The following is a 20,611-nucleotide window of genomic DNA, read 5'->3' on the forward strand; positions in this document are numbered from 1 at the left end:
CCCGAACCGTTAGGTCCCATTATGGCGTGGGTCTCACCGTCCTTCACCGTAAGGTTGATGCCTCTAAGTATCTCTTTGTCGCCGATCTTGGCGTGCAGGTTTTTTATCTCTAACATATTATCGTTCTTTCTTTTTGTTTCCTTATGTTTTTTGCAAGTCATTATCCCACGGTGCCTTCGAGCGATACGCTCAGCAGCTTCTGTGCCTCCACGGCAAACTCCATCGGGAGCTTGTTGAGCACCTCCTTGGCATATCCGTTTACTATCAGTCCTATAGCCTGTTCTGTCGGTATGCCGCGCTGGTTGCAGTAGAAGAGCTGCTCCTCGCTTATCTTGCTCGTCGTTGCCTCATGTTCCACCACTGCCGAGTCGTTGTGGATGTCCATATACGGGAAAGTGTGCGCTCCGCAGTCGCTGCCCAGCAGCAGTGAGTCGCACGATGAGTAGTTGCGGGCGTTTTCGGCGTTCGCCGTGGCGCGCACCAGTCCGCGGTATGAGTTCTGGCTGTGTCCGGCAGATATACCCTTGCTGATGATGGTGCTCTTGGTGTTCTTTCCGATGTGTATCATCTTGGTGCCCGTGTCAGCCTCCTGGTAGTTGTTCGTCACGGCAACACTGTAGAACTCAGCCTGCGAGTTGTCGCCGCGCAATACGCACGACGGATATTTCCATGTTATTGCCGAACCCGTCTCCACCTGTGTCCAGGATAGTTTGGAGTTCACTCCGCGCAGGTCGCCGCGCTTCGTCACGAGGTTCAACACGCCGCCCTTTCCGTTCTCATCGCCCGGATACCAGTTCTGCACGGTAGAGTATTTCACCTCCGCATTGTCCTTCACGATGATTTCCACTATGGCGGCATGCAGCTGGTTCTCGTCTCTCATCGGTGCTGTGCAGCCCTCCAGATACGACACGTAGGCATCGTCTTCAGCGATTATAAGCGTGCGCTCAAACTGTCCCGTGTTTCTCGCGTTGATTCTGAAATAAGAGCTCAGCTCCATCGGACATCTCACTCCCTTGGGGATGAAAACAAACGAACCGTCGCTGAACACGGCACTGTTGAGGGCGGCGAAATAGTTGTCGCGGTATGGCACCACGCTTCCCAGATATTCCTTCACCAGGTCGGGGTGCTCCTTTATCGCCTCGCCGATAGAACTGAATATTATACCCTTCTCGGCGAGTTTCGCCTTATAGGTGGTCTTCACCGACACGGAGTCCATGATGGCATCCACTGCCACTCCGCTCAGCGCCAGACGCTCTTCGAGGGGAATACCCAGCTTGTCGAAGGTCTTCATCAGCTCCGGGTCAATCTCCTTGTTCACTGGTTTCTTTGCCAGCGGGTCGGCATAGTACGATATTGCCTGATAGTCAATCTCCGGCAATTTCACGTGTCCCCATGTTGGCTGTTCGAGCGTCTTCCAGTAGTTGTATGCCCGCAGTCTGAATTCGAGCATCCATTCCGGTTCGCCCTTCTTCTTTGAGATGAGTCTCACGATGTCCTCGTTCAGACCGTTCTCGATGACGTCTGTGTGCACGTCGGTGGTGAAGCCGAACTCATATTTCTGCTCTGCCACCTGCTTTACAAACTCGTTTTTTGTATCTTTAGTTTCCATACTTCTTTTGATGTTCACACATTATTATATGTTGAATTTGCAAAGTTACTAATTATTGCCTCTTTATTTGCAGCGTTTGATGATTTTTTACCACTTTGCCGACACACTTTCTGATATCCGGTGCTTTTTCCTCTTTTTCAGTCGCACTTTTCAGTCATAATGACCTATTGTGGGTGAATGGGGCAATAGATTTGCGGGTTGGGGTTAGAGATGAAAATAAGGGTAGGGTAGAATCTGTGCTGACCGACTCGCCAGCTTTAGAAAAGCGGAATAATACGGCAAGATGAAAAAGTTTCCTTATCCCACACCAATCAGCATGGGATAAGGAAACGGTATGCTGTGTCATCTCAACCAAGCCTCCGGGTTGAGTTTTGTGAATCCTTTGTGTAGCTGGAACTGCAACACGCCGTTGCCGTCCACTGCTCCAATCGACTGTCCGGTGGACACGCTCTGACCGACGTGTACGTTGACTGAAGACAGGTTGCAATATACCGAGATATACTGTCCGTGGCGTATCATTACGCCCTTCACACCCATCACGGTGAAGATCTTGCTCACCTCGCCGTTGAATATCGACCTCACGCCGGCTCCGGCGCCACACTTTATGTTGATGCCCTTGCTGTCGAGTCTCACGTTGCTGAGACCCTCCACGTTATACTGTCCGTAATGTGTGATGATGCGGCCCGATGCCGGCATAGGCAGACGACCGCGGTTGCTCTCGAAATTATGGTTCAGCGCACGGTCAGCGCTGCTCACCGACGCAGCCACCCTGTTCTCTTCGTTTGCCTTTGCCACCTCAGAGTCGTGTCTCCTCTTGTCGGCAGCCGCCTTGCGCTCAGCCGCCTCACGGTCAGCTTCCGCCCTGCGGGCAGCCGCCTCCGCCTTGGCACGCGCCTCGGCATCCCTCTTCTCGGCAGCCGCCTTCGCAGCCTCCGCCTTGAGACGAGCCTCACGCTCCTTTGCCTCCTTGATGCGACGGGCGTTCTCTCTGGCTGCCGCCTCCGCTTCCGCCTTCTTGCGTGCCAGTTCAGCCTCACGTTTGCGCTTCGCCTCTGCGGCAGCGGCAGCCTTGCGTCTTGCTTCCGCTTCGGCACGCGCTTTCGCCTTAGCCACCTCTTCGGCGATGAGACGGTCAATCTGTGAGTTCAGCGCAGCGTCCTTCTTGCGCTGTTCGTTGATTATGGCCTGTATCGTCTTCTGCTGTTTCTGCAGCGAGTTCACCATTTTCTGCTGCTCTGTCTGCTTTCCTTGCAGTGCAGTCTTCTCCTGCTGTCCCTTATAGAGCATTGTGTTCTTCTCGCCCTTCACGGTCTCCAGCTGCTTGTGCTTGTTGGTTATCTGGTTCTGCTTGTTCTTCACCATCTCGCCCTGGGCACGCTGGTATGCGGCGTATTCCCTTACGAATCTCAGTCGGCGATACATCTGTGTGAGACTGTTGGCGCTGAAGATGAACATCAGTTTGTCTTGTATCGTACGGGTTCTTGCCAGGTAGCGCATCGACTTGATGTATTTCGCCTTTCGGTCGTCGAGCTGCTGTTCCAGGGTAGACAGCTGTGCTTTCAGCATAGAGATGTTACCTTCGATATGGGTGATATCCTTCTGTATGCCGTCGATTGTCTTCTGGTGCTGGTCAATCTCGCCGTTGATGGTCATGAGGTCGTCGAGTCGTTTCTTCACGTCAGCCATGTTGGCACGCAGCTTCTGTTCCTGTTCGCGAATCTGCTTCTGAACAGCCGCGCGCTGGTTCTGCAGTCCGCGTATCGATGCATTTGTGTATGTGGGTTTCTTTTTTCCCTTTGCGGTGCGTTTCTTTCCGCCTTTTGCCGCAGTCCTTTTCCCGCCTTTAGCCGCAGTGGAGGCTTTGCGTACGGGTTTCTTCTTGGCCACGGCAGTCGTCGTGGTCTTCTTCTTCGTCTGTGCGTCAGAGGTGGCAAACGGCATGTTCGCCACGGTGAGAGCCAATATTAAAATGATTAAACGATACATTTTCCTTTGGTATATCTTATCTTTTTTTTGTTTATCCAATCCTCCTACAGTCCGCCCAACTGGTTCATGATATCCTCAACGCTCACCTGCTTGTATTTCGATGAAACCGTTGTTTTTGCCTCCCATTTGTCGTCGGTGTCCAGAGAGTTGAGTTGCAGACGGAGCGACATCTTGTTGGCGTTGCGCACCGCCTTGGTGCTCATTGTCAGGAGGATGTCGGTAGGGAATTTCTTCGTACCGAGTGGCTTGAAGTTAGAATATCTGCATGTCACCGATGCCGCATCGCTTTTGTTGGCGTTATAATTTGCCTTCACCGAATTAATCAGAGCCGTGTTCGGGTCGGCAGTCCATTCGTATGACATCTTGTTGTAGGCGAGCGCCACGTGGTTGCTGTTGGAAGCCCCGACATTGAGCGTCACGTTGAAGTTTTTCAGCGATGAATCCGTGGTTTTTTGTGTTCCAGGCACGAAAAGCTGGTTCCAGAACAATGCCTGCAGCGCATAGAAGTCGAGTCCGTTGCGCTGAAGGAAATCCACGCTGTCATACGAGGTCTTCACGTATTCCTTGTGTATTCTGTCCACGAGAAGCACGTAGTCTTTTGTGAATTCCAGTCTTCCTGCCTCCATGATGCCGAATGGAGTGAGCTGTATTCTTATCACCTCGTCCTTTCTCATGTGTAGCGATCCGGCCACGGTGATTTCTTTGCTGCCCGTGTTCATGGTGAACTTTATCTTCGACACGATGTTTCTGGCGTATGCCGCATTGTCGGTCACCTTTCTCAGGAAGTCCATCTTTGCCGTTTCCATCGCCCTTTCGCTCTTGGCGTTCTTGCCGTGGGAGTTGCCGGCGGCGGTTGTCGTAGTTTTCCTTATATCAGCGCCGTCATTGGTGACAGCCTTCTTCGTTCCGCATGATGTAGTGAGTGCGGCTATAGTCAATGCCACACAGAGGATTGTGAATTTACCGTATTTTCTCATTTTTCCGTTGGGATATATTTCTTGTATCTGATCTTTTGTTCTATCGCTTGCGCATCGCCTCCGGCACTTATTGCCTTTTTCCACATTTCTATAGCCTTGTCCGTCTCGCCGAGCTTTATATATATGTCGCCGGCATGGTCGAGCAGCACATCGCTGTTTGTGGTGTCGTTGGCAATCGCCTGTTCGATGTAAATCTGCGCTTCGGCATATCTCTCCATGCAGAAGAGCACCCAGGCATAGGTGTCGAGGAACGTACTGTTTGTAGGTTCCGCCTTCACCGTCTTGTAGCTCATGTGCTCCGCCTTTGAGAGGTCGCCTCCGCTCACGCTGATGTAATAGGCGTAGTTGTTGAGGCATTCCACATTGTCCTCCTTCCATTGCAGACAACTGTCGAATGCGGCGTAGGCGCCGTCGGTGTCACCCTTTTCGTGCAGGATGTTTCCAATATATTCATACATGTCAGAAACGATTGACGGTTCGCTCGTGTCGGTGGCTTGTGCCACACCCTTTCTGAATATGTCGAGAGCCTTTTCGTCCTCCTCCTTCTGTATGTATGCGAAGCCGAGGAAATAATAAAACACCATTTCATCGGGACAATATTCCACTGCCGGTTTGCAGATCTTTATCAGTTCGTCCTTGTCCTCCTTGTCCCATAACGTGCGTATGAGTTCTATTCTCGCCCCCTTGTTGTCAGGTTCGATTTCGAGAATCCTGTTCAGCGCCGACACCAGACTGTCTTGTGGCATCTTCTTCAGCGACACGTAGGCAGCATAGATCTCGGCTATTTTCGTGTCTTTCTGTTTATGAGAGAGCAGTCTGTTGAAGATGTTCAGGATTTTGGTGCTGTCGCCGCCGGCATCCTCACTCTTAGATATTATATTCCTCAGTATCGTTACCTTCGTGTCCGTGGCGGTCTGTGGAGAAACGAGCAGTTGCTCTTCTGTGATATTTGCGATGGAATCGAGCTTTTCAGCCCTGTAGTAGTCCACCATCGATAGCTTCGCCAGTTCATTTTCCGGTTCCTCTTTCAACACCTTTTCCAGTATCGAGAGAGCCTGCTTCTTCTTGTCGTGCTGCAGGAGCCAGTTGGCTGTCATCACCTGATACGACAAGTCGTTAGGGTATCGGTCCACGAATTTGCGCAGCGTGTTGTATTCCTCTTTCGTCTTTCCCTGCATGGAATAGATGTGCATCTTGGTGAGCACCGTCTTTTCGCTCTCGCCGTCGGCAAGCTCCATCCTCTCCATCGTGTTTATCATCTTGGAGTAGTTCTTCTTCTCGTTATAGAGTTTGAGGAGAATTTCCAGCACCTCCGTGCGGTCAGGGTTGGCGGCATACAGTTTTTCGTAAGACTTTATCGCGTTGTCGTAGTCCTTGGTGCTAATGTATGTCATGGCGAGCCTCTCTAGATATGTGTTGTTGTCGGGGTTCAGCTCAGCCGCCCTTTTGATGTCGGCGATAGCCATCTCCTTGGAGTTCAGCGATTCGTCGTAGTTAGACAGTGCATAATGCACCTCTGCCGCATTAGGGTCTATTCTCTTGCAGTGGAGCAGCAGCATGTATGCGTCGTCGTAGTTTCCGAGCGCTTGCTGCTTTGCCGCCTCCTCATAGAAATAGCGCAGTCGCAGTTTCGTGTTGAGACAAGTGTCGGCGGATGGTGTGCTTGCCTCCTTGTCGCTTGTCCTGTTTTCAGCGACAATGGTCTTGTTGCCCGAGGCAGTACGCCCCGTGCCGCAGCCTATGAGCGTGGCAACGCCCAGCAATGCCGCCATCGTAATCAATGTGGTATGTCTTGATATTGTCATTTTACTCCCGTGTGTCCGTATCCGCCGGTTCCCCTTTCAGTGTCGTCAAGTTCCTCCACTTCGATGAAATCAGCGTTTTCGTGCTTTGCGATAATCATCTGTGCGATTCTCTCGCCATCGTTCACGATGAAGTCGGTGTCGGAGAAGTTCACGAGCAGCACCTTCAGTTCGCCGCGGTAGTCCGCGTCGATAGTTCCCGGAGTGTTGAGCACCGTGATGCCATGCTTCAGAGCCAGTCCGCTTCTCGGTCTTATCTGTGCCTCATAGCCGGCCGGCAGCGCCATATACAGCGCTGTAGGAACCAGCATCCGCTGCATCGGCTTCAGCGTTATCGGTTCGTCGATGTTTGCTCTCAGGTCCATGCCGGCGCTCAGAGGCGTGGCATATTCGGGCAGTGGGTGATGTCCCTTGTTTATTATCTTAATTTTAATCATAACTGCAAAAATAACCATTTCCTTATAAATAAACGCCATATAAGTCAATAATTTAGCGTTTTTCAACTAATATCCAATCTTTGCCGTATCGAAACGATGCGTAATTCGCAAATTATTAGTAACTTAGCGCCCGAATTCCAAAGGGCTGCCACATTTTGGGCAAACCAAATCATAAATACGTATTTAATTTGAAGACATTTGAAGAACTTGGTGTCAGCGAAGAGATTCGCCGCGCCATCGCAGAACTGGGCTTTGAATCGCCCATGCCAGTACAGGAAGAAGTGATCCCCTATTTGCTTGGAAACAAAAACGACGTCGTCGCCCTCGCCCAGACCGGAACGGGCAAGACGGCAGCATACGGTATACCTGTGTTGCAGAAGATAGATCCATCCGACCGTTCCACACAGGCGCTCATCCTGTCGCCGACACGCGAACTATGCCTGCAGATTTCCGACGACCTGAATGACTTCGGCAAATATATCGGCGGACTCAACGTGGTGCCGGTGTATGGCGGCACGTCGATACAAAACCAGATACACTCGCTCAGACACGGTGCACAGGTGATCGTAGCCACACCGGGACGACTCATCGACCTGATGAACCGCGGTGCGGCGAAGCTCGACAACGTGAAGAACGTGGTGCTCGACGAGGCAGACGAGATGTTGAACATGGGATTCTCTGAGAGCATAAATGAAATCTTCGACGGCATGGAGTCGGGCGACCGCAACACGCTGCTCTTCTCTGCCACCATGAGCAAGGAGATAGAGAAGATAGCCCAGAACTATCTACACGACGCCAAGGAAATCGTGGTGGGAAGCCGCAACGAGGGAGCCGAACACGTGAGCCACATATACTATATGGTAAACGCAAAGGACAAATATCTCGCCCTGAAGCGTATCGTGGACTACTATCCCAAGATTTACGCTATCATCTTCTGCCGCACGAAGAAAGAGACCCAGGAGATTGCCGACAAACTGATACACGACGGATACAACGCCGAATCGCTGCATGGCGACCTGTCGCAGCAGCAGCGCGACCTGACGATGCAGAAGTTCCGTCAGCACCTCACGCAGTTGCTCGTGGCTACCGACGTGGCAGCCCGCGGACTCGACGTCGACGACCTGACACACGTAATAAACTACGGACTGCCAGATGATATCGAGAGCTATACCCACCGAAGCGGACGAACGGGAAGAGCCGGCAAGAACGGCACTTCGATAGCCATCGTCCATACCCGTGAGCGCGGAAAGATGCGTGCCATAGAGAAGGTGATACAGAAAGATTTCGTGGAGGGAAAGATTCCTACAGCCGGAGAGATATGCAAGAAGCAGCTCTATAAGGTGATGGACCAGATAGTGAAGGCCGACGTGAATGAGGAGGAGATCGAACCGTTCATGGCAGACATCAACCGCTATTTTGAATATGTAGACAAGGAGGATATAATAAAGAAGATCGTCAGCATGGAGTTCGGCAAGTTCCTTGCCTATTATGCTGATGCTCCGGAGATTCTTCCGCCGTCGGCATCATTCCGTGGCGACCGCAAGGAACGCTCTACCCGTAAGCGCGGCGAAGGCGGCAAGCGCGAGCCACACAAGGCGGAGCCAGGATACCAGAAACTCTTCATCAATCTCGGCAAGACCGACGGTTTCTATCCTGGAGAGATAATGCAGTTCCTCAACCGCAATATCAAGGGCCGTCAGGAAGTGGGACATATCGACCTGCTCGACCGCATCTGCTACATCGAGGTGCCTGAGAAGGATGCCACCAAGGTGATGCGTGCCATCGACGGCACTACATACAAGGGACGCAGCGTGCGCTGTAATGACGCTGACGATACCGGACGCCCAGCCGGCAAGCAGTCGGGACGCGGCTCGCGAGGACTGGCAGGAAAATCATCCGACCGCACCGCAAGAGGCAGGAAAAAACACGATGAAAACGATGATTTCGGTAAGTTTGAGAAGAAATCAAAGCGTAAGAACAACAAGGCGGACAACGGTGGTTTCAATGACAACGGCAATGAAAGCGACTGGCGCCAGTTCTTCCGTCAAGACGATGTGAAGCTCGTAGGCGAAGAGCCGGACTTCTCTGAAGAGGGATGGGCACGTCGTCGTCCGAAGAAGAGCTGATACTCTCTCTCTCTGTATTACAATATACTGCGGAGCTTAATTGATACAATTCGCCCCATCTTGTATAGGTCCTCGTCTTACCGATGGCCATTCAAGATGGGGCGATTTGTATTCAGTCAGCCGAACAGTCCGGCGATGGTAGGCTTTTTGGCTATCGTGCTCGATATCCTTATCGTCCAAGCACCACAGTTCTGCCTTATGTTCTGAGGCAGGATGTTGGAGTCGCGCAGTTTGCGAAACCATTCTCTGAGTGGTCTTCCCGGGTGAGCCTGTTCGTCGGCAAGCAGTCCGGCTTTGGCAAGTTCGCGGTTAGCCTCCATTTCATTAATCTCTTCCTTTCCCGAGCGAATCATGTATTCATCCAATACCTTGATCACTCCACTGATATTTTCCCTGGTAGTAGTCATAACATCATATATTTTAAGTTGATAAGAAAACTACTACAAAAATAGGTATCCTAAATGATAAGTTGTTTAAAAAACTTGTAAATTAATGACTATTTAATATTAATGTAAACATTATTGCTTTCAAAGTGTATATTTATTTAGAGAATAAACAGAAAATTTCTATTCTTTCCTCATCCGCTTGTGATGATCAGTAATGTTTACGCAGATTATCATTCGTCAGTATTGAGTCGCCTACGATGAAGGTCTTCACCTCTCCGTTCGGCTTCTTTATGATGCACATGCTTTCTCGCATGTACTGGTTGCGGCCGTTGGAAGACTGTGTGGCAGACTCTGTGAAATATTCATTTATGTTTTTACATAACGATATGAATTAAGGTTGTTTTTGCAATATTCGGAAAAATAATTGAGATTTGCAAATAAATCATGGAATATCGTCAAAACTGTCAGATTGTCTGGTTTTCTGCTGTAATATTCTGACATACAGATAGTTGACTGTCATGCGATTGTCAGGCAATTGTCTGGATGGTTTACTGATAAGAGGAATTGTCAGATGGATGGAATTGCATGCGTTGGCTGAACTCCGTAAATGGGTAGGTATCGGAAACCAAATCTGCCCAACAGGGGCAAGCACGTTGCCCATGATGGGCAAGCACGTTGCCCCAGTTGGGCAACCACCGTGCCCAATTTTAATCCAAATCGGTCATTAGACCTTGTTTGTATTTTGAGTTTAATCAACAGAAAGATTATACTGCCGCAGTCACCTGAGTCTATGCTAATAGTCGGTGAACTGGCGCAAGAAAATCGTGGTAAGATAAATATCTGATCAACTTCTTTGTAATAATGAGCCCGGTATTGTGCCGGGCTTATTTTATTCATATATATTGGTATGTAGCATCCCGGCAATGAAAATTAATGAATTTATTTTGCATTGCTCTCGATTTGGATAAAAACTTCTCGCTCGGAAATGTGAATAAATTCCCATTTCTCTCGCTTAATCAGTTTTTTGCACTACCTTTGCCGACATGAAAAATAGACTGATCTTACTATTCTTTGCCGTCAGCGTCTGCCTTGGCGCTACGGCACAAGACAAAAGATACCACGGCGACGGTATCGATGATATGTTGCAATATACTCCGATGGCAGCTTCGTTTATCCTCAAGATGGCTGGCGTGCCGAGCCGCAGTTCGTGGGAACAGCGCATATACAAGTCTGGAGCCACTTTCCTTCTTTGTGCCGGCACGACATACGCTCTGAAGCATACTATCCACTCACGCCGTCCCGACGGCACAGACAACCGTTCTTTCCCTTCTGGTCACACGGCAGTGGCTTTCTGTGGCGCTACGGTGCTGCATAAGGAATATGGCAAGGTGAGTCCCTGGATCAGCGTTGCAGGATATGCAGTGGCTACGGCAACGGCAGTAGACCGCGTGCGTCGCAACCGTCATCATTGGGGAGACGTGGCGGCAGGAGCGGCAATCGGTTATCTGTCTGCCGAGGCTGGCTATTGGATAGTGGAGAAGATTGCCGGAAAGAAGAAAAAGAAGGTTGACGGCGTGGAGCCAGCCGACGATGAACAGAAGGTGCAGATTGGTGTGTCGCCCGATGGTCTGGCTATGGTGATAAAGCTATAGCCGGAGGCGGACAATAGTAAACCCGAATCGGTCATCAGACAAAGCCCTAATGACCGATTGGGGTTAATACAGCAGCACCAGTCCTGCAAAAGCTGCATATACTATCATCTTTATCGGGTTTATCTTTATGAAGTATGTGCCAATGAAAGTGGCGATGAACAGGAAGCAGCTGATGCTGAACTGCCATGGGTTGATGTCGGGAGTGCTGAAGTTCTCTTTCGACAGCAGCAGCAATGTGGCAGCGCCGAGCAGTCCCACCACGGCAGGACGCAGTCCGCTGAGCACGCTCTGCACGGGAGTGGTGCTCATATATTTCAGAAACATCTTCGCTATCAGTATCATCAGTATCAGCGACGGCAATACCAGAGCCGTCGTTGCCGTTACGCTTCCGAGCACCGACATTCCCTCGCCGTATCCGGCATTGTGTGCCGCCGTGTATCCGCAGTAGGTAGCCGAGTTTATTCCCACCGGTCCCGGTGTCATCTGGCTTATCGCCACGATGTCGGTAAACTCCGCTGTCGTGAGCCAGTGATGGTTGTGTACCACCTCCGTCTGTATCAGCGACAGCATACCGTAGCCGCCGCCAAATCCGAAGAGTCCTATCTGGAAGAACGTTATGAATAGTTTCAGGTATAGCATAATATTATTATTATTCCGTGGGCTTGATATATTGTCCGTAGACATATCCGCATATTCCGGCGAGCAGTATTATCAATATCGGTGATATTCCCATTAGGTATATCGCCAAGGCGCATCCGATCGGAATCCAGCAGTTGTTAAGCGTAACGTTAGCCGACTTCGCCAGCTTGAATGTAGGGGCGGCAATGAGAGCCACCACGGCAGGGCGTATTCCGCGGAACATCGCCTCCACCACCTTGTTGTGTTCAAACTGATGGAAGAACATCGCGATGAGCAGTATGATGATAAACGAAGGCAGAGCCGTGGCAAGACACGTCACGAGGGCGCCGGGCAGTTTCTTCAGCCTATAGCCGATAAACACGCTCATGTTTATGGCGAGCACTCCCGGACAGCTCTGCGCTATGGCGATGATGTCGATGAAGTCTTCCCTCTTTATCCATTTGTAGTTGTCCACCACTTCCTTCTCTATTATCGGAATCATGGCATATCCGCCACCGAGGGTGAACAGTCCTATCTTGAAGAAAGTCTTGAAAAAGGTCAGATACAGGTTCATATCTTGTATTATTAAAAGAACCCTCCCCTCAGTGTGTTAGCCTTCGAGGGGAGGGTTGTCGTTTCCTTATGTCAGTAGAACCGTAGTGCGGTCATTCCGCGCGCTGCGGTTCCGTCCGTAAGATTCGTTTCCTCTTACTTCGTCTTGTTCTCAATCCACTTGCGTGCGTTCACGAATGCCTCGATCCATGGCGTCACGTCGTCGTTGCGGCGGTCGGCAGGATACCAGGCGTTCTGCCATGGGAAGATGGCACGCTCCAAGTGAGGCATCATAGCCAGATGGCGGCCGTCTTTAGAGCAGATACCAGCCACGTTGTAGTCCGAACCGTTAGGGTTGCCAGGATATCCGGCGTAGCTGTACTTGGCAATCACATTGTATTCCGACTCAGCCTCAGGCAGCGAGAACTTGCCCTCGCCGTGGGCCACCCAGATACCCAGCTTGTTGCCGCTCAGAGTATTGAACATCACGCTGTTGTTCTCCGGTATGGTGAGACAGAGGAAGTTGCTCTCGAACTTGTGCGACTTGTTGTGGAGCATGCGTGCGCGCTGCTTGTGCTCAGGGTTGATGAGGTTGAGTTCCACCATCAGCTGGCATCCGTTGCAGATACCGAGCGACAGGGTGTCCTCACGGGCATAGAACTTGTCTAGTGCCTCCTTAGCCTTAGGGTTGAAGAGGAATGCACCTGCCCATCCCTTGGCAGAACCGAGCACGTCGGAGTTAGAGAATCCACCGCAGAACACAATCATGTTGACATCCTCCAGAGTCTCGCGGCCGCTCACGAGGTCGGTCATCATCACGTCCTTCACGTCGAATCCGGCGAGATACAGAGAGTAAGCCATTTCGCGCTCACCGTTTGTTCCCTTTTCGCGGATGATGGCAGCCTTCACGCCAGACGCCGTGCGGCGGTCGGCAGAGATGCCATACTGCTCGAGCTTGCCGGTGAAGTCTTTGTTGAACTTCATCTCCAGCTTCTCCTCCTTATAGTTGTTGTAGCGCTCTGCAGCACATCCGTTCATGCTCTGGTCGCGGTCGAGCAGATAAGAAGTCTTATACCATACGTCGCGCAGCTTGTCGATGTCGAACTCATGCTTGTAGTCGCCAGCCTTCACCGTGATGGTGCGCTCCTTTGGAGTAGGGTATCCGATCTTGGCGAAGCTTACGCCTGCCTCGTCCATGAATTCCTTGAACTCCTGCTTGTGGTCGTCAGAAATCTGTACCACCACTCCCGGGTTCTCAGCCATAAGCATCTTCACCACGTCGTCGCCTGCTATGTCGTGCAGGTTGATGTGCATACCGCCCTTGGCGTTGGCGAAACACATCTCAAGCAGTGTGGTGATGAGACCACCGGCGCTGATGTCGTGGCCTGCCATTATCCAGCCCCTCTTTATCATCTCCTGCACGGCGTTGAATGCATCGGAGAAATACTCCGGGTTCTTCACCGTAGGCACGTCGTCGCCCACCTTGCCGAGGCTCTGTGCGAAAGCACTTCCGCCGAGCATCAGTTCGTCGAACGAGAAGTAGATATGATAGATAGAAGAATTCTTGTCGTTCACTACCACCGGCGATACCACCTTGCGCACGTCGCTCACTTCGCCGCCGCTCGTCACGATGACAGTTCCCGGAGAGATGATCTTCTCGCCGTTAGGATACTGCTGAGAGAGCGACAGAGAGTCCTTTCCTGTAGGCACGTTGATGTGGAGAGCGCAGCAGAAGTCGCTGAGCGCCTTCACTGCAGCATAGAGACGGGCGTCCTCGCCCTTCTGTGAGCGGCAGGGCCACATCCAGTTTGCCGACAGGCTGAGGCTGTCCATGCCGTCGGCGAGCGGAGCCCACACAATGTTGGTCAGTGATTCAGCCACTGACAATACCGAACCTGCCTCCGGGTTGGCGAGTCCAGCCTGCGGAGCGTGTCCGAGAGCTGTTGCGATACCCTTGTGGCCGCGGTAGTCGAGAGCCACTACACCACAGTCGGAGAGTGGCAGCTGTATCTCGCCCTGACACTGCTGACGGGCGATTTTGCCGGTAACGGAGCGGTCTACCTTGTTGGTCAACCAGTCCTTGCATGCCACCGACTCCAGCTGGAGCACACGCTCCACGTATTCGTCGATAGACTTCAGAGAGTATGTGGCGTCCTGATAGTGGTGTTCCACTGTCACGTCGTTCATGTATGTCACAGGAGAGTGTCCGAACATCTGAGCCACATCCAGGTCGAAAGGCTTCACACCGTCGCCCTGCACGAATGAGAAGTGTGCGTCGCCGGTAGTCTCGCCGACAACATACAGCGGAGCACGCTCGCGCTCGGCAATCTTGCGCACGTGTTCGATGTGCTTCTCGTCGATGAGCAGTCCCATGCGCTCCTGGCTCTCGTTGGCTATTATCTCCTTTGCCGACAGCGTCTTGTCGCCGATAGGCAGTTTGGTCATGTCGATGCGTCCACCACATTCCTCAACCAGCTCCGACAGACAGTTCAGATGACCTGCCGATCCGTGGTCGTGGATGCTGACAACAGGGTTGGTGTCCTCTTCGCAGAGAGCGCGCACGAGGTTGTAGGCTCTCTTCTGCATCTCCGGGTTGGCACGCTGTACGGCGTTCAGCTCGATGCCGTTGCTGTAGCGGCCTGTGTCAACGGATGATACCGAACCTCCACCGAGACCGATGCGATAGTTGTCGCCACCCACAACGACAACCTTGTTGCCCTTCTGTGGTTCCTTCTTCAGACAGTCGCGCTTGGTGCCGTAGCCCACACCGCCGGCAAGCATGATCACCTTGTCGTAGGCATATTTCGTTTCTGCCTCGTCGGTAGTGGTAGGCTCCTGATGCTCGAATGTGAGCACCGAACCGCAGATGAGCGGCTGGCCGAACTTGTTTCCGAAGTCGGAAGCACCGTTTGATGCCTTGATGAGAATCTGCTCAGGCGACTGATACAGCCAGTTTCTCACCGGCATGATGTCTTCCCAGTCGCGCTCGCCGGTGTATTCCTTGGCGGCGTCTTCGCCACGTGCCACCTTGCTTGCCTTGAGGCTTAGCTCGTCTTCCTTCAGACGAGGATAGGCTGTCATGTAAACGGCTGTTCCGGCTATAGGCCATGAGCCTACACCGCCGCCCATACGGTCGCGGATCTCACCGCCCGTACCCGTAGCGGCACCGTTGAAAGGCTCCACTGTAGTAGGGAAGTTGTGTGTCTCAGCCTTCAGCGAGATAACGCTCTCCACATCTTTCACCTGGAAGTAGTCAGACGTAGACTGGTCTGCCGGTGCGAACTGCTCCACAACCGGTCCCTGCGAGAACGCCACGTTGTCCTTGTATGCCGAGAGAATCTTGTTGGGGTTCTCCTTTGTCGTCTTCTTGATCATGGCGAAGAGCGAGCTTTCCATCTCCTTGCCGTCGATGATGAACACACCGCCGAAAATCTTGTGGCGGCAGTGCTCCGAGTTGATCTGTGCGAAGCCGAACACCTCAGAGTCGGTCAGCGGTCTGCCCAGCTGCTTCTCGATTTTGTGCAGGTATTCTATTTCCTCTGGCGAGAGGGCAAGACCTTCCTGCTCGTTATACTCCTCGAGGTTGTCGATGCACTTGATAGGCTCCGGCTCGTGATTTACGGTGAACACGTCCTGTCCGATGCCGTCGTACATGCGCTGCAGCATCGGGTCGTGGTCAGCGTCGGCCGAGCTCACGGGGAAATACTCCTCAATACGCGAAATGCCGTGGAGATTCATGTTCTGTGTTATCTCAACGGCATTCGTACTCCAAGGAGTAATCATTTCACGGCGTGGTCCCACGAAGAAACCCTCGAGGCTGTCTGCCTTTTCGAGCACGGCGTCTCCGAAGAGCCAACAAAGTTCGTTAATCTCATTGCTGTCGAGCTGATGGTCAACCTGTGTTGCTATCACGCTCTTTGAAGGAGTTCTGAAAAAAAGAATCATAACGTTTATAGATATCTTTTAATATGTTTGTTTGTCTTACTAACAAATGTTATGCGTGCAAAGGTAAAAAAAATATTGCAGACTGAAACATTTGGCGGCAAGAAAATGTGCTTTATTCCTCCATATACATTTTCCTGATAATACATTATCAGCCATAAACATTATCAAAATCAATGCCTTTCAATCCAAAATCCTTCATCTTCCGTTCTGTTTCAAGACCTACAACTATCATCGGATGCTTGTTTTCATATTTTCCATCATTAGTGTCCTGATTTTAACGGGACACTAATGAAATAGTATATTTACCATGGTTTCCAGTAATTTCTGATTACTTTAATACAATCTTCTGCCCGATCTGATTAAATTCTTTTTTGTTGAATATATATTTTTTATCACATATTTGATATTTTACGATTGAATCCCAAGGGGTATTCAGATAGACACTATCCTTGATAAAAAAGAAACGTACTTTCCCGTCTATTGATTTTTCAAAAATCTCGTCAAGACTTCGTGTTTGGAATTTTAAATATAAAGTATCGCCTTTGTGACAATATTTATGTGCAAATCTAAGCCATTCAAGTGATTTCTGCTTGCATGTGTCAAATTCTGCAATATTGTCATACCCCATATTGTTATTGCCAAAAGAATCGGTATAGGAATAACATCCAAGATAATTATTTCTTGACTTGTTTATAACACATATTGTCGTAGACCAGCTGCAACAACTAATTATTGTGAAAATAAAGAATGCAATAAATATATTTTTCATCTTCTTTTAATATAGAGAATTGGCCATTTTAAGCCTTAAATTATTAAACCAGTCAATATCCTTAACAGGATAACCCGTTGGCGGAATCAATTTAGTGCATGCTTAATTCTAATGACCGATTCTGGTTAAAATTGGGCACGCTGCTTGCCCAACTGGGGTAAGCTGCTTTCTCATCATGGGCACGCTGCTTGCCCCGGATGGGCAGATTTGGTTTCCGATACCTGCCCGATACATTCCCATTTACGGAGTTCTGCCAACGCATGCAATTCCATCCATCTGACAATTCCTCTTATCAGTAAACCATCCAGACAATTGCCTGACAATCGCCAGACGGTTAACTTTCTGTTTGTCAGAATATTACAGTAAAAAACCAGACAATCTGACAGTTTTTCAGAAATTCTCGATTTTGCTGAGATTCAGCGATATGGGCAACTATTACTCATAAAAAACATTGAGACTCAAGTATCGTCATTCTGTCTTGGGAAACAGGTAAAAGTATGATGTTCAGACTTTGTTCTTTTCATACTTTACACAAAACGCCGTCATCAGCACAGCCGCACCAAGTGCCATCGGAGCTCCCACAATCGCCGCATACCTGTCGTCGAGACCTGCCGCTATAGGCAGTCCGCCAAGGAAAGCCCCCACGGCGTTTCCCATATTGAACGCCATCTGTATGCAGGCGCCGCCGAGCATCTCGCCGCCGGGAGCGTGTTTGAGGATGAGATACTGCTGCGGACTGCTCATGGCGAACATGCTGAGCACCGAGAACACGGTGAACGCTGCTGCCACCCAGCCGTTGTGGGCGAAGATGAATACCGACATCAGTGATGTGGCGGCAAACAGCATCATCGCCGTGGCCACCCTGCCCGGAGTGTAGCGGTCGCTGAGCTTTCCGCTGACGAGATTGCCCACCACCATGCCGAAACCGGCGAGAATCATTATCGCCGACATATATTCGTATGGTATGCCGCCGTCGCTGGTCAGTATCGGGGTGACGTAGCTGTAGAAGCAGAACACGCCGCCGTTGCCGAGCATCGTGGCACCGAGAATGAGCCACGGTGCACCGGCCTTCAGAAAGCGGAACTGTCCCTTGTATCCGTTGCTGGGTGTCACCTCCAGCTGAGGCACCCATTTCCATATATAATATATCACGAGCAGCGAGTAGAAAGATATGATTATAAACGGCATGCGCCATGAGATGTGGGCGCTGAGCGCCGTTTCGAGCGGCACTCCCAGCAGGTTTGCCACCGTCATGCCGGCAATCATCGTAGACACGGCACCCGTCTTGTGACCCTCATCGGCAAGGCGCACGGCAACGATAGACGCCACTCCGAAGTATGCTCCATGGGGGAGTCCGGAGATGAAACGCGCCACGAGCAGCATCTCATAGCTCTGTGCCACCGATGATATCAGCGCTCCGATGAATATCAGGCATACCAGAAACAGCAGTATGCTCTTGGGCCGGAACTGTTTCGCCACGGCAAGCAGCGGTGCGCCGCAGGTCACTCCCAGGGCGTATGCCGACACCAGATGTCCGGCCTGCGGAATGGTTATGCCCAGTGCATTGGCAACGTCGGCCAGGATGCCCATCATCACAAACTCCGTCATTCCCAGTGCCAGCGTTCCGAAGGCAAGGGCAATCAAACTCTTTTTCATTGTCTTTTGTTGTTGTTATCCGATTTTGCATTCCGCCCCGGCAGTAGTTTGTTGTCGTTTTCAGGGCGCTGTCTTCTTACCGGCTGCAAAATTACGACAAAACTATCAAAAACGAGGCACCAGGCAGAAGAATGTTTTCCCGTGTCGCCCATTATCCTCAAAGACACGTGAAGGTACCGGCTATTATTCTGCAAACGAGGCGTAAGGTGATGATTCAAGCCAACAAGGATTCTTTGGCCTTGAATTATTCCATCGGTGGATATATATCATGTCGTAAACAAACCTCACATTGGGGTGATAAAGTTCTTGATACGATTTCTTCACAGCTACAACAGGAATTGCCGGGACTTAGGGGCTTTACAAAAAGCAACCTAAAGAAAATGTGTGTGTTTTATGAAGGATGGAAAAGAGTTTTTTTGGAATAATATTCTTTAAAGGGAATAATAGTGTAACATCAAATAAAATCTCACCTGTTTCGGCAGACAATGATGAAATAACAATTGGTCAGTTAATAACTGACCAATTTGATAAAGCAACACTGGAAGCTTTCCTTACAGTGCAGTTTACCCATCATTATGAGATACTTAGACGATCAGAGTCAATTAATGAACGTCTTTTTTATATAAGGCGTGTTGCAAGTGAGTTTTGGAGTGTTGACAAACTTAAATATAATATACGTGAGCAACTGTATTTGAAGGAAGGCACAATGCCCAATAATTTTGCTGTAACTTTGCATGATGGCGAACAGAAACAAAAGGCAATGAGGGCGTTTCGCAAGAACTACAAACTTGATTTCATAGAGATTGATGATGTAGATGAATGGGATGAGCACAAAGTGGAAACCAAGATCGTTGAAAATATAAAGCGGTTTATCATGGCTCTTGGTGCCGACTTCTCTTATATGGGCAACCAGTATAGATTAATCGTTGATGACAAGGAATATTTTATAGACCTCCTTTTTTTGGTTAATATACGATAACTTAATCGCTTTCAGGTTAAAATGTTTTAAGTGGAGTAAATAAAAAGCGGTTATGCACGTCTTTATTAATAAATTCGTGGCGCGATTCCCGTGTCATCCCCCGTTGAGGCCTTTAGAGGGATGGGAAAGCCACAAAACATTGATAACAAAAAAAGAAAGGAAAATAACTATGAACAAGAAAATTTTAGCTATGACATTTGCTGTTGGCTGTCTCGTGTTGGGTAGCTGTGCCAGCAAGAAAGACCTTGAGAACTGTCAGAACGAGAATAAGGAGCTGACAAAGAACTATCAGGATTCCAAGGAGCAGCTCGCTGCAAGCCGCGCTCGCGTGGCAAGCCTTGAAGACCAGCTCGCCCAGGCAAAGAAAGACTATGCTGCCCTGCAGGGTTCGCTCGACAAGAGCTTGGCAAATGCGGGACAGAACAATATCAGCATCGAGAAGCTCGTAGACCAGATCAACGAGTCTAACCAGTATATCCGTCACCTCGTTGAGGTGAAGAGCAAGAGCGACTCTCTCAACATGGTGCTGACAAACAACCTCACCCGTTCGCTGAGCAAGGAGGAGATGAAGGAGGTTGACGTGCAGGTGCTGAAGGGCGTCGTTTACATCTCGCTTGCCGACAACATGCTCTACAAGAGCGGTAGCTATGAAATCAACGACCGTGCTGCCGAGACTCTGAGCAAAATCGCCAAGATCATCAAGGACTACAAAGACTACGACGTGCTCATCGAGGGTAACACCGACAATGTGCCTGTGAACAGCAGCGCCGCTTCGATGAAGAACATCCGCAACAACTGGGACCTCTCTTGTCTGCGCGCCTCAAGCGTGGTTCAGGCTTTGCAGAACCAGTATGGTGTAGATCCTAAGCGTCTCACAGCCGGTGGACGTGGCGAGTATAACCCTATCACCAACAACAATTCTGATGTTGCAAAGCAGCGCAACCGCCGCACTCAGATCATCATCACTCCTAAGCTCGACCAGTTTATGGACCTCATCGACAAGGCTCCGGAGGAGAAGTAAGGATTCTTATATCATTGAACATACCATAAAAAGCGTACCGGTCTGCAAAGGCTGGTACGCTTTTTATAGTTGTATGCTCGGCACGAGCATTGTCTA

At 50.3% G+C, this 20,611-nt stretch carries 16 protein-coding genes and 1 pseudogene; 5 read left to right on the plus strand and 12 right to left on the minus strand.

Annotation, left to right across the window (positions count from 1 at the left end; genetic code table 11):
- From sufC to dut, 6 genes and pseudogenes are all read right to left on the minus strand, one after another.
- A pseudogene (sufC, locus tag QVO99_RS06765) lies at window positions 1-116 on the minus strand (Fe-S cluster assembly ATPase SufC); the annotation flags it as partial.
- A gap of 44 nt (window positions 117-160) precedes the next feature.
- Window positions 161-1,609: a Fe-S cluster assembly protein SufB gene (gene sufB, locus QVO99_RS06770; RefSeq protein WP_288177026.1), complete on the minus strand. Its 1,449-nt coding sequence runs from the start codon at window positions 1,607-1,609 to the stop codon at window positions 161-163.
- Between the two features lie 342 nt (window positions 1,610-1,951).
- Complete coding sequence (locus tag QVO99_RS06775) at window positions 1,952-3,595, minus strand: murein hydrolase activator EnvC family protein (protein WP_022316848.1); 1,644 nt, start codon at window positions 3,593-3,595, stop codon at window positions 1,952-1,954.
- Between the two features lie 44 nt (window positions 3,596-3,639).
- Window positions 3,640-4,572, minus strand: coding sequence for a DUF4292 domain-containing protein (locus tag QVO99_RS06780; RefSeq protein ID WP_022316849.1), 933 nt, complete (start codon window positions 4,570-4,572; stop codon window positions 3,640-3,642).
- A complete protein-coding gene (locus QVO99_RS06785) occupies window positions 4,569-6,377 on the minus strand; it encodes a tetratricopeptide repeat protein (protein ID WP_022316850.1) in 1,809 nt (602 codons plus the stop codon). Before QVO99_RS06785 ends, QVO99_RS06780 begins: the two co-directional genes overlap by 4 nt.
- On the minus strand, window positions 6,374-6,811 hold the full coding sequence (gene dut, locus QVO99_RS06790; protein WP_042517993.1) for a dUTP diphosphatase: 438 nt from the start codon (window positions 6,809-6,811) through the stop codon (window positions 6,374-6,376). Before dut ends, QVO99_RS06785 begins: the two co-directional genes overlap by 4 nt.
- A gap of 188 nt (window positions 6,812-6,999) precedes the next feature.
- Here dut and QVO99_RS06795 point away from each other — a divergent pair, with 188 nt between their 5' ends.
- On the plus strand, window positions 7,000-8,937 hold the full coding sequence (locus QVO99_RS06795) for a DEAD/DEAH box helicase (protein ID WP_022316852.1): 1,938 nt from the start codon (window positions 7,000-7,002) through the stop codon (window positions 8,935-8,937).
- A gap of 116 nt (window positions 8,938-9,053) precedes the next feature.
- Here QVO99_RS06795 and QVO99_RS06800 read toward each other — a convergent pair whose 3' ends face one another.
- Window positions 9,054-9,344, minus strand: coding sequence for a hypothetical protein (locus QVO99_RS06800; RefSeq protein ID WP_022316853.1), 291 nt, complete (start codon window positions 9,342-9,344; stop codon window positions 9,054-9,056).
- A 1,022-nt stretch (window positions 9,345-10,366) separates the two neighbouring features.
- Between QVO99_RS06800 and QVO99_RS06805 the strand changes: the two genes are divergently transcribed.
- Window positions 10,367-10,975: a phosphatase PAP2 family protein gene (locus QVO99_RS06805; protein WP_022316854.1), complete on the plus strand. Its 609-nt coding sequence runs from the start codon at window positions 10,367-10,369 to the stop codon at window positions 10,973-10,975.
- Between the two features lie 63 nt (window positions 10,976-11,038).
- Here the strand turns inward: QVO99_RS06805 and QVO99_RS06810 are convergent, their stop codons facing one another.
- The 5 genes from QVO99_RS06810 to QVO99_RS06830 all read right to left on the minus strand — a co-directional run bounded on the left by QVO99_RS06810 (window position 11,039) and on the right by QVO99_RS06830 (window position 18,515).
- Window positions 11,039-11,614: a chromate transporter gene (locus QVO99_RS06810; protein WP_022316855.1), complete on the minus strand. Its 576-nt coding sequence runs from the start codon at window positions 11,612-11,614 to the stop codon at window positions 11,039-11,041.
- Window positions 11,615-11,624: 10 nt separating this feature from the next.
- A complete protein-coding gene (locus QVO99_RS06815; protein WP_022316856.1) occupies window positions 11,625-12,167 on the minus strand; it encodes a chromate transporter in 543 nt (180 codons plus the stop codon).
- A 134-nt stretch (window positions 12,168-12,301) separates the two neighbouring features.
- Window positions 12,302-16,090 (minus strand): phosphoribosylformylglycinamidine synthase, encoded by a 3,789-nt coding sequence (gene purL / locus QVO99_RS06820; RefSeq protein ID WP_022316857.1) that lies wholly within the window; start codon window positions 16,088-16,090, stop codon window positions 12,302-12,304.
- Window positions 16,091-16,418: 328 nt separating this feature from the next.
- A complete protein-coding gene (locus QVO99_RS06825; RefSeq protein ID WP_022316858.1) occupies window positions 16,419-16,859 on the minus strand; it encodes a hypothetical protein in 441 nt (146 codons plus the stop codon).
- A gap of 504 nt (window positions 16,860-17,363) precedes the next feature.
- The gene (locus QVO99_RS06830) at window positions 17,364-18,515 is read right to left on the minus strand and encodes an MFS transporter (protein ID WP_022316859.1); all 1,152 of its coding nucleotides are present in this window, start codon (window positions 18,513-18,515) and stop codon (window positions 17,364-17,366) included.
- 209 nt (window positions 18,516-18,724) lie between these two features.
- On the opposite strand from QVO99_RS06830, the gene QVO99_RS11095 reads away from it, so the two are divergent.
- The 3 genes from QVO99_RS11095 to QVO99_RS06840 all read left to right on the plus strand — a co-directional run bounded on the left by QVO99_RS11095 (window position 18,725) and on the right by QVO99_RS06840 (window position 20,515).
- On the plus strand, window positions 18,725-18,940 hold the full coding sequence (locus tag QVO99_RS11095; protein WP_369678107.1) for a DUF1016 N-terminal domain-containing protein: 216 nt from the start codon (window positions 18,725-18,727) through the stop codon (window positions 18,938-18,940).
- Window positions 18,916-19,494, plus strand: coding sequence for a PDDEXK nuclease domain-containing protein (locus QVO99_RS06835; RefSeq protein ID WP_288177027.1), 579 nt, complete (start codon window positions 18,916-18,918; stop codon window positions 19,492-19,494). Before QVO99_RS11095 ends, QVO99_RS06835 begins: the two co-directional genes overlap by 25 nt.
- A 169-nt stretch (window positions 19,495-19,663) precedes the next feature.
- Window positions 19,664-20,515, plus strand: a complete 852-nt coding sequence (locus tag QVO99_RS06840) for an OmpA family protein (protein ID WP_022316861.1) — start codon at window positions 19,664-19,666, stop codon at window positions 20,513-20,515.
- Window positions 20,516-20,611: the final 96 nt, after the last annotated feature.

Origin of the sequence: Prevotella sp. CAG:592 (assembly GCF_000436015.1) — a bacterium.
Taxonomy (GTDB): domain Bacteria; phylum Bacteroidota; class Bacteroidia; order Bacteroidales; family Bacteroidaceae; genus Prevotella; species Prevotella pectinovora.

Excerpts from the sequence above, each read along its gene's own strand:
- sufB (WP_288177026.1), bottom strand. The coding sequence starts at position 1,609 with ATGGAAACTAAAGATACAAAAAACGAGTTTGTAAAGCAGGTGGCAGAG.
- QVO99_RS06775 (WP_022316848.1), bottom strand. The coding sequence starts at position 3,595 with ATGTATCGTTTAATCATTTTAATATTGGCTCTCACCGTGGCGAACATG.
- QVO99_RS06780 (WP_022316849.1), bottom strand. The coding sequence starts at position 4,572 with ATGAGAAAATACGGTAAATTCACAATCCTCTGTGTGGCATTGACTATA.
- QVO99_RS06785 (WP_022316850.1), bottom strand. The coding sequence starts at position 6,377 with ATGACAATATCAAGACATACCACATTGATTACGATGGCGGCATTGCTG.
- dut (WP_042517993.1), bottom strand. The coding sequence starts at position 6,811 with ATGATTAAAATTAAGATAATAAACAAGGGACATCACCCACTGCCCGAA.
- QVO99_RS06800 (WP_022316853.1), bottom strand. The coding sequence starts at position 9,344 with ATGACTACTACCAGGGAAAATATCAGTGGAGTGATCAAGGTATTGGAT.
- QVO99_RS06805 (WP_022316854.1), top strand. The coding sequence starts at position 10,367 with ATGAAAAATAGACTGATCTTACTATTCTTTGCCGTCAGCGTCTGCCTT.
- QVO99_RS06810 (WP_022316855.1), bottom strand. The coding sequence starts at position 11,614 with ATGCTATACCTGAAACTATTCATAACGTTCTTCCAGATAGGACTCTTC.
- QVO99_RS06815 (WP_022316856.1), bottom strand. The coding sequence starts at position 12,167 with ATGAACCTGTATCTGACCTTTTTCAAGACTTTCTTCAAGATAGGACTG.
- purL (WP_022316857.1), bottom strand. The coding sequence starts at position 16,090 with ATGATTCTTTTTTTCAGAACTCCTTCAAAGAGCGTGATAGCAACACAG.
- QVO99_RS06825 (WP_022316858.1), bottom strand. The coding sequence starts at position 16,859 with ATGAAAAATATATTTATTGCATTCTTTATTTTCACAATAATTAGTTGT.
- QVO99_RS06830 (WP_022316859.1), bottom strand. The coding sequence starts at position 18,515 with ATGAAAAAGAGTTTGATTGCCCTTGCCTTCGGAACGCTGGCACTGGGA.
- QVO99_RS11095 (WP_369678107.1), top strand. The coding sequence starts at position 18,725 with ATGATTCAAGCCAACAAGGATTCTTTGGCCTTGAATTATTCCATCGGT.
- QVO99_RS06835 (WP_288177027.1), top strand. The coding sequence starts at position 18,916 with ATGGAAAAGAGTTTTTTTGGAATAATATTCTTTAAAGGGAATAATAGT.
- QVO99_RS06840 (WP_022316861.1), top strand. The coding sequence starts at position 19,664 with ATGAACAAGAAAATTTTAGCTATGACATTTGCTGTTGGCTGTCTCGTG.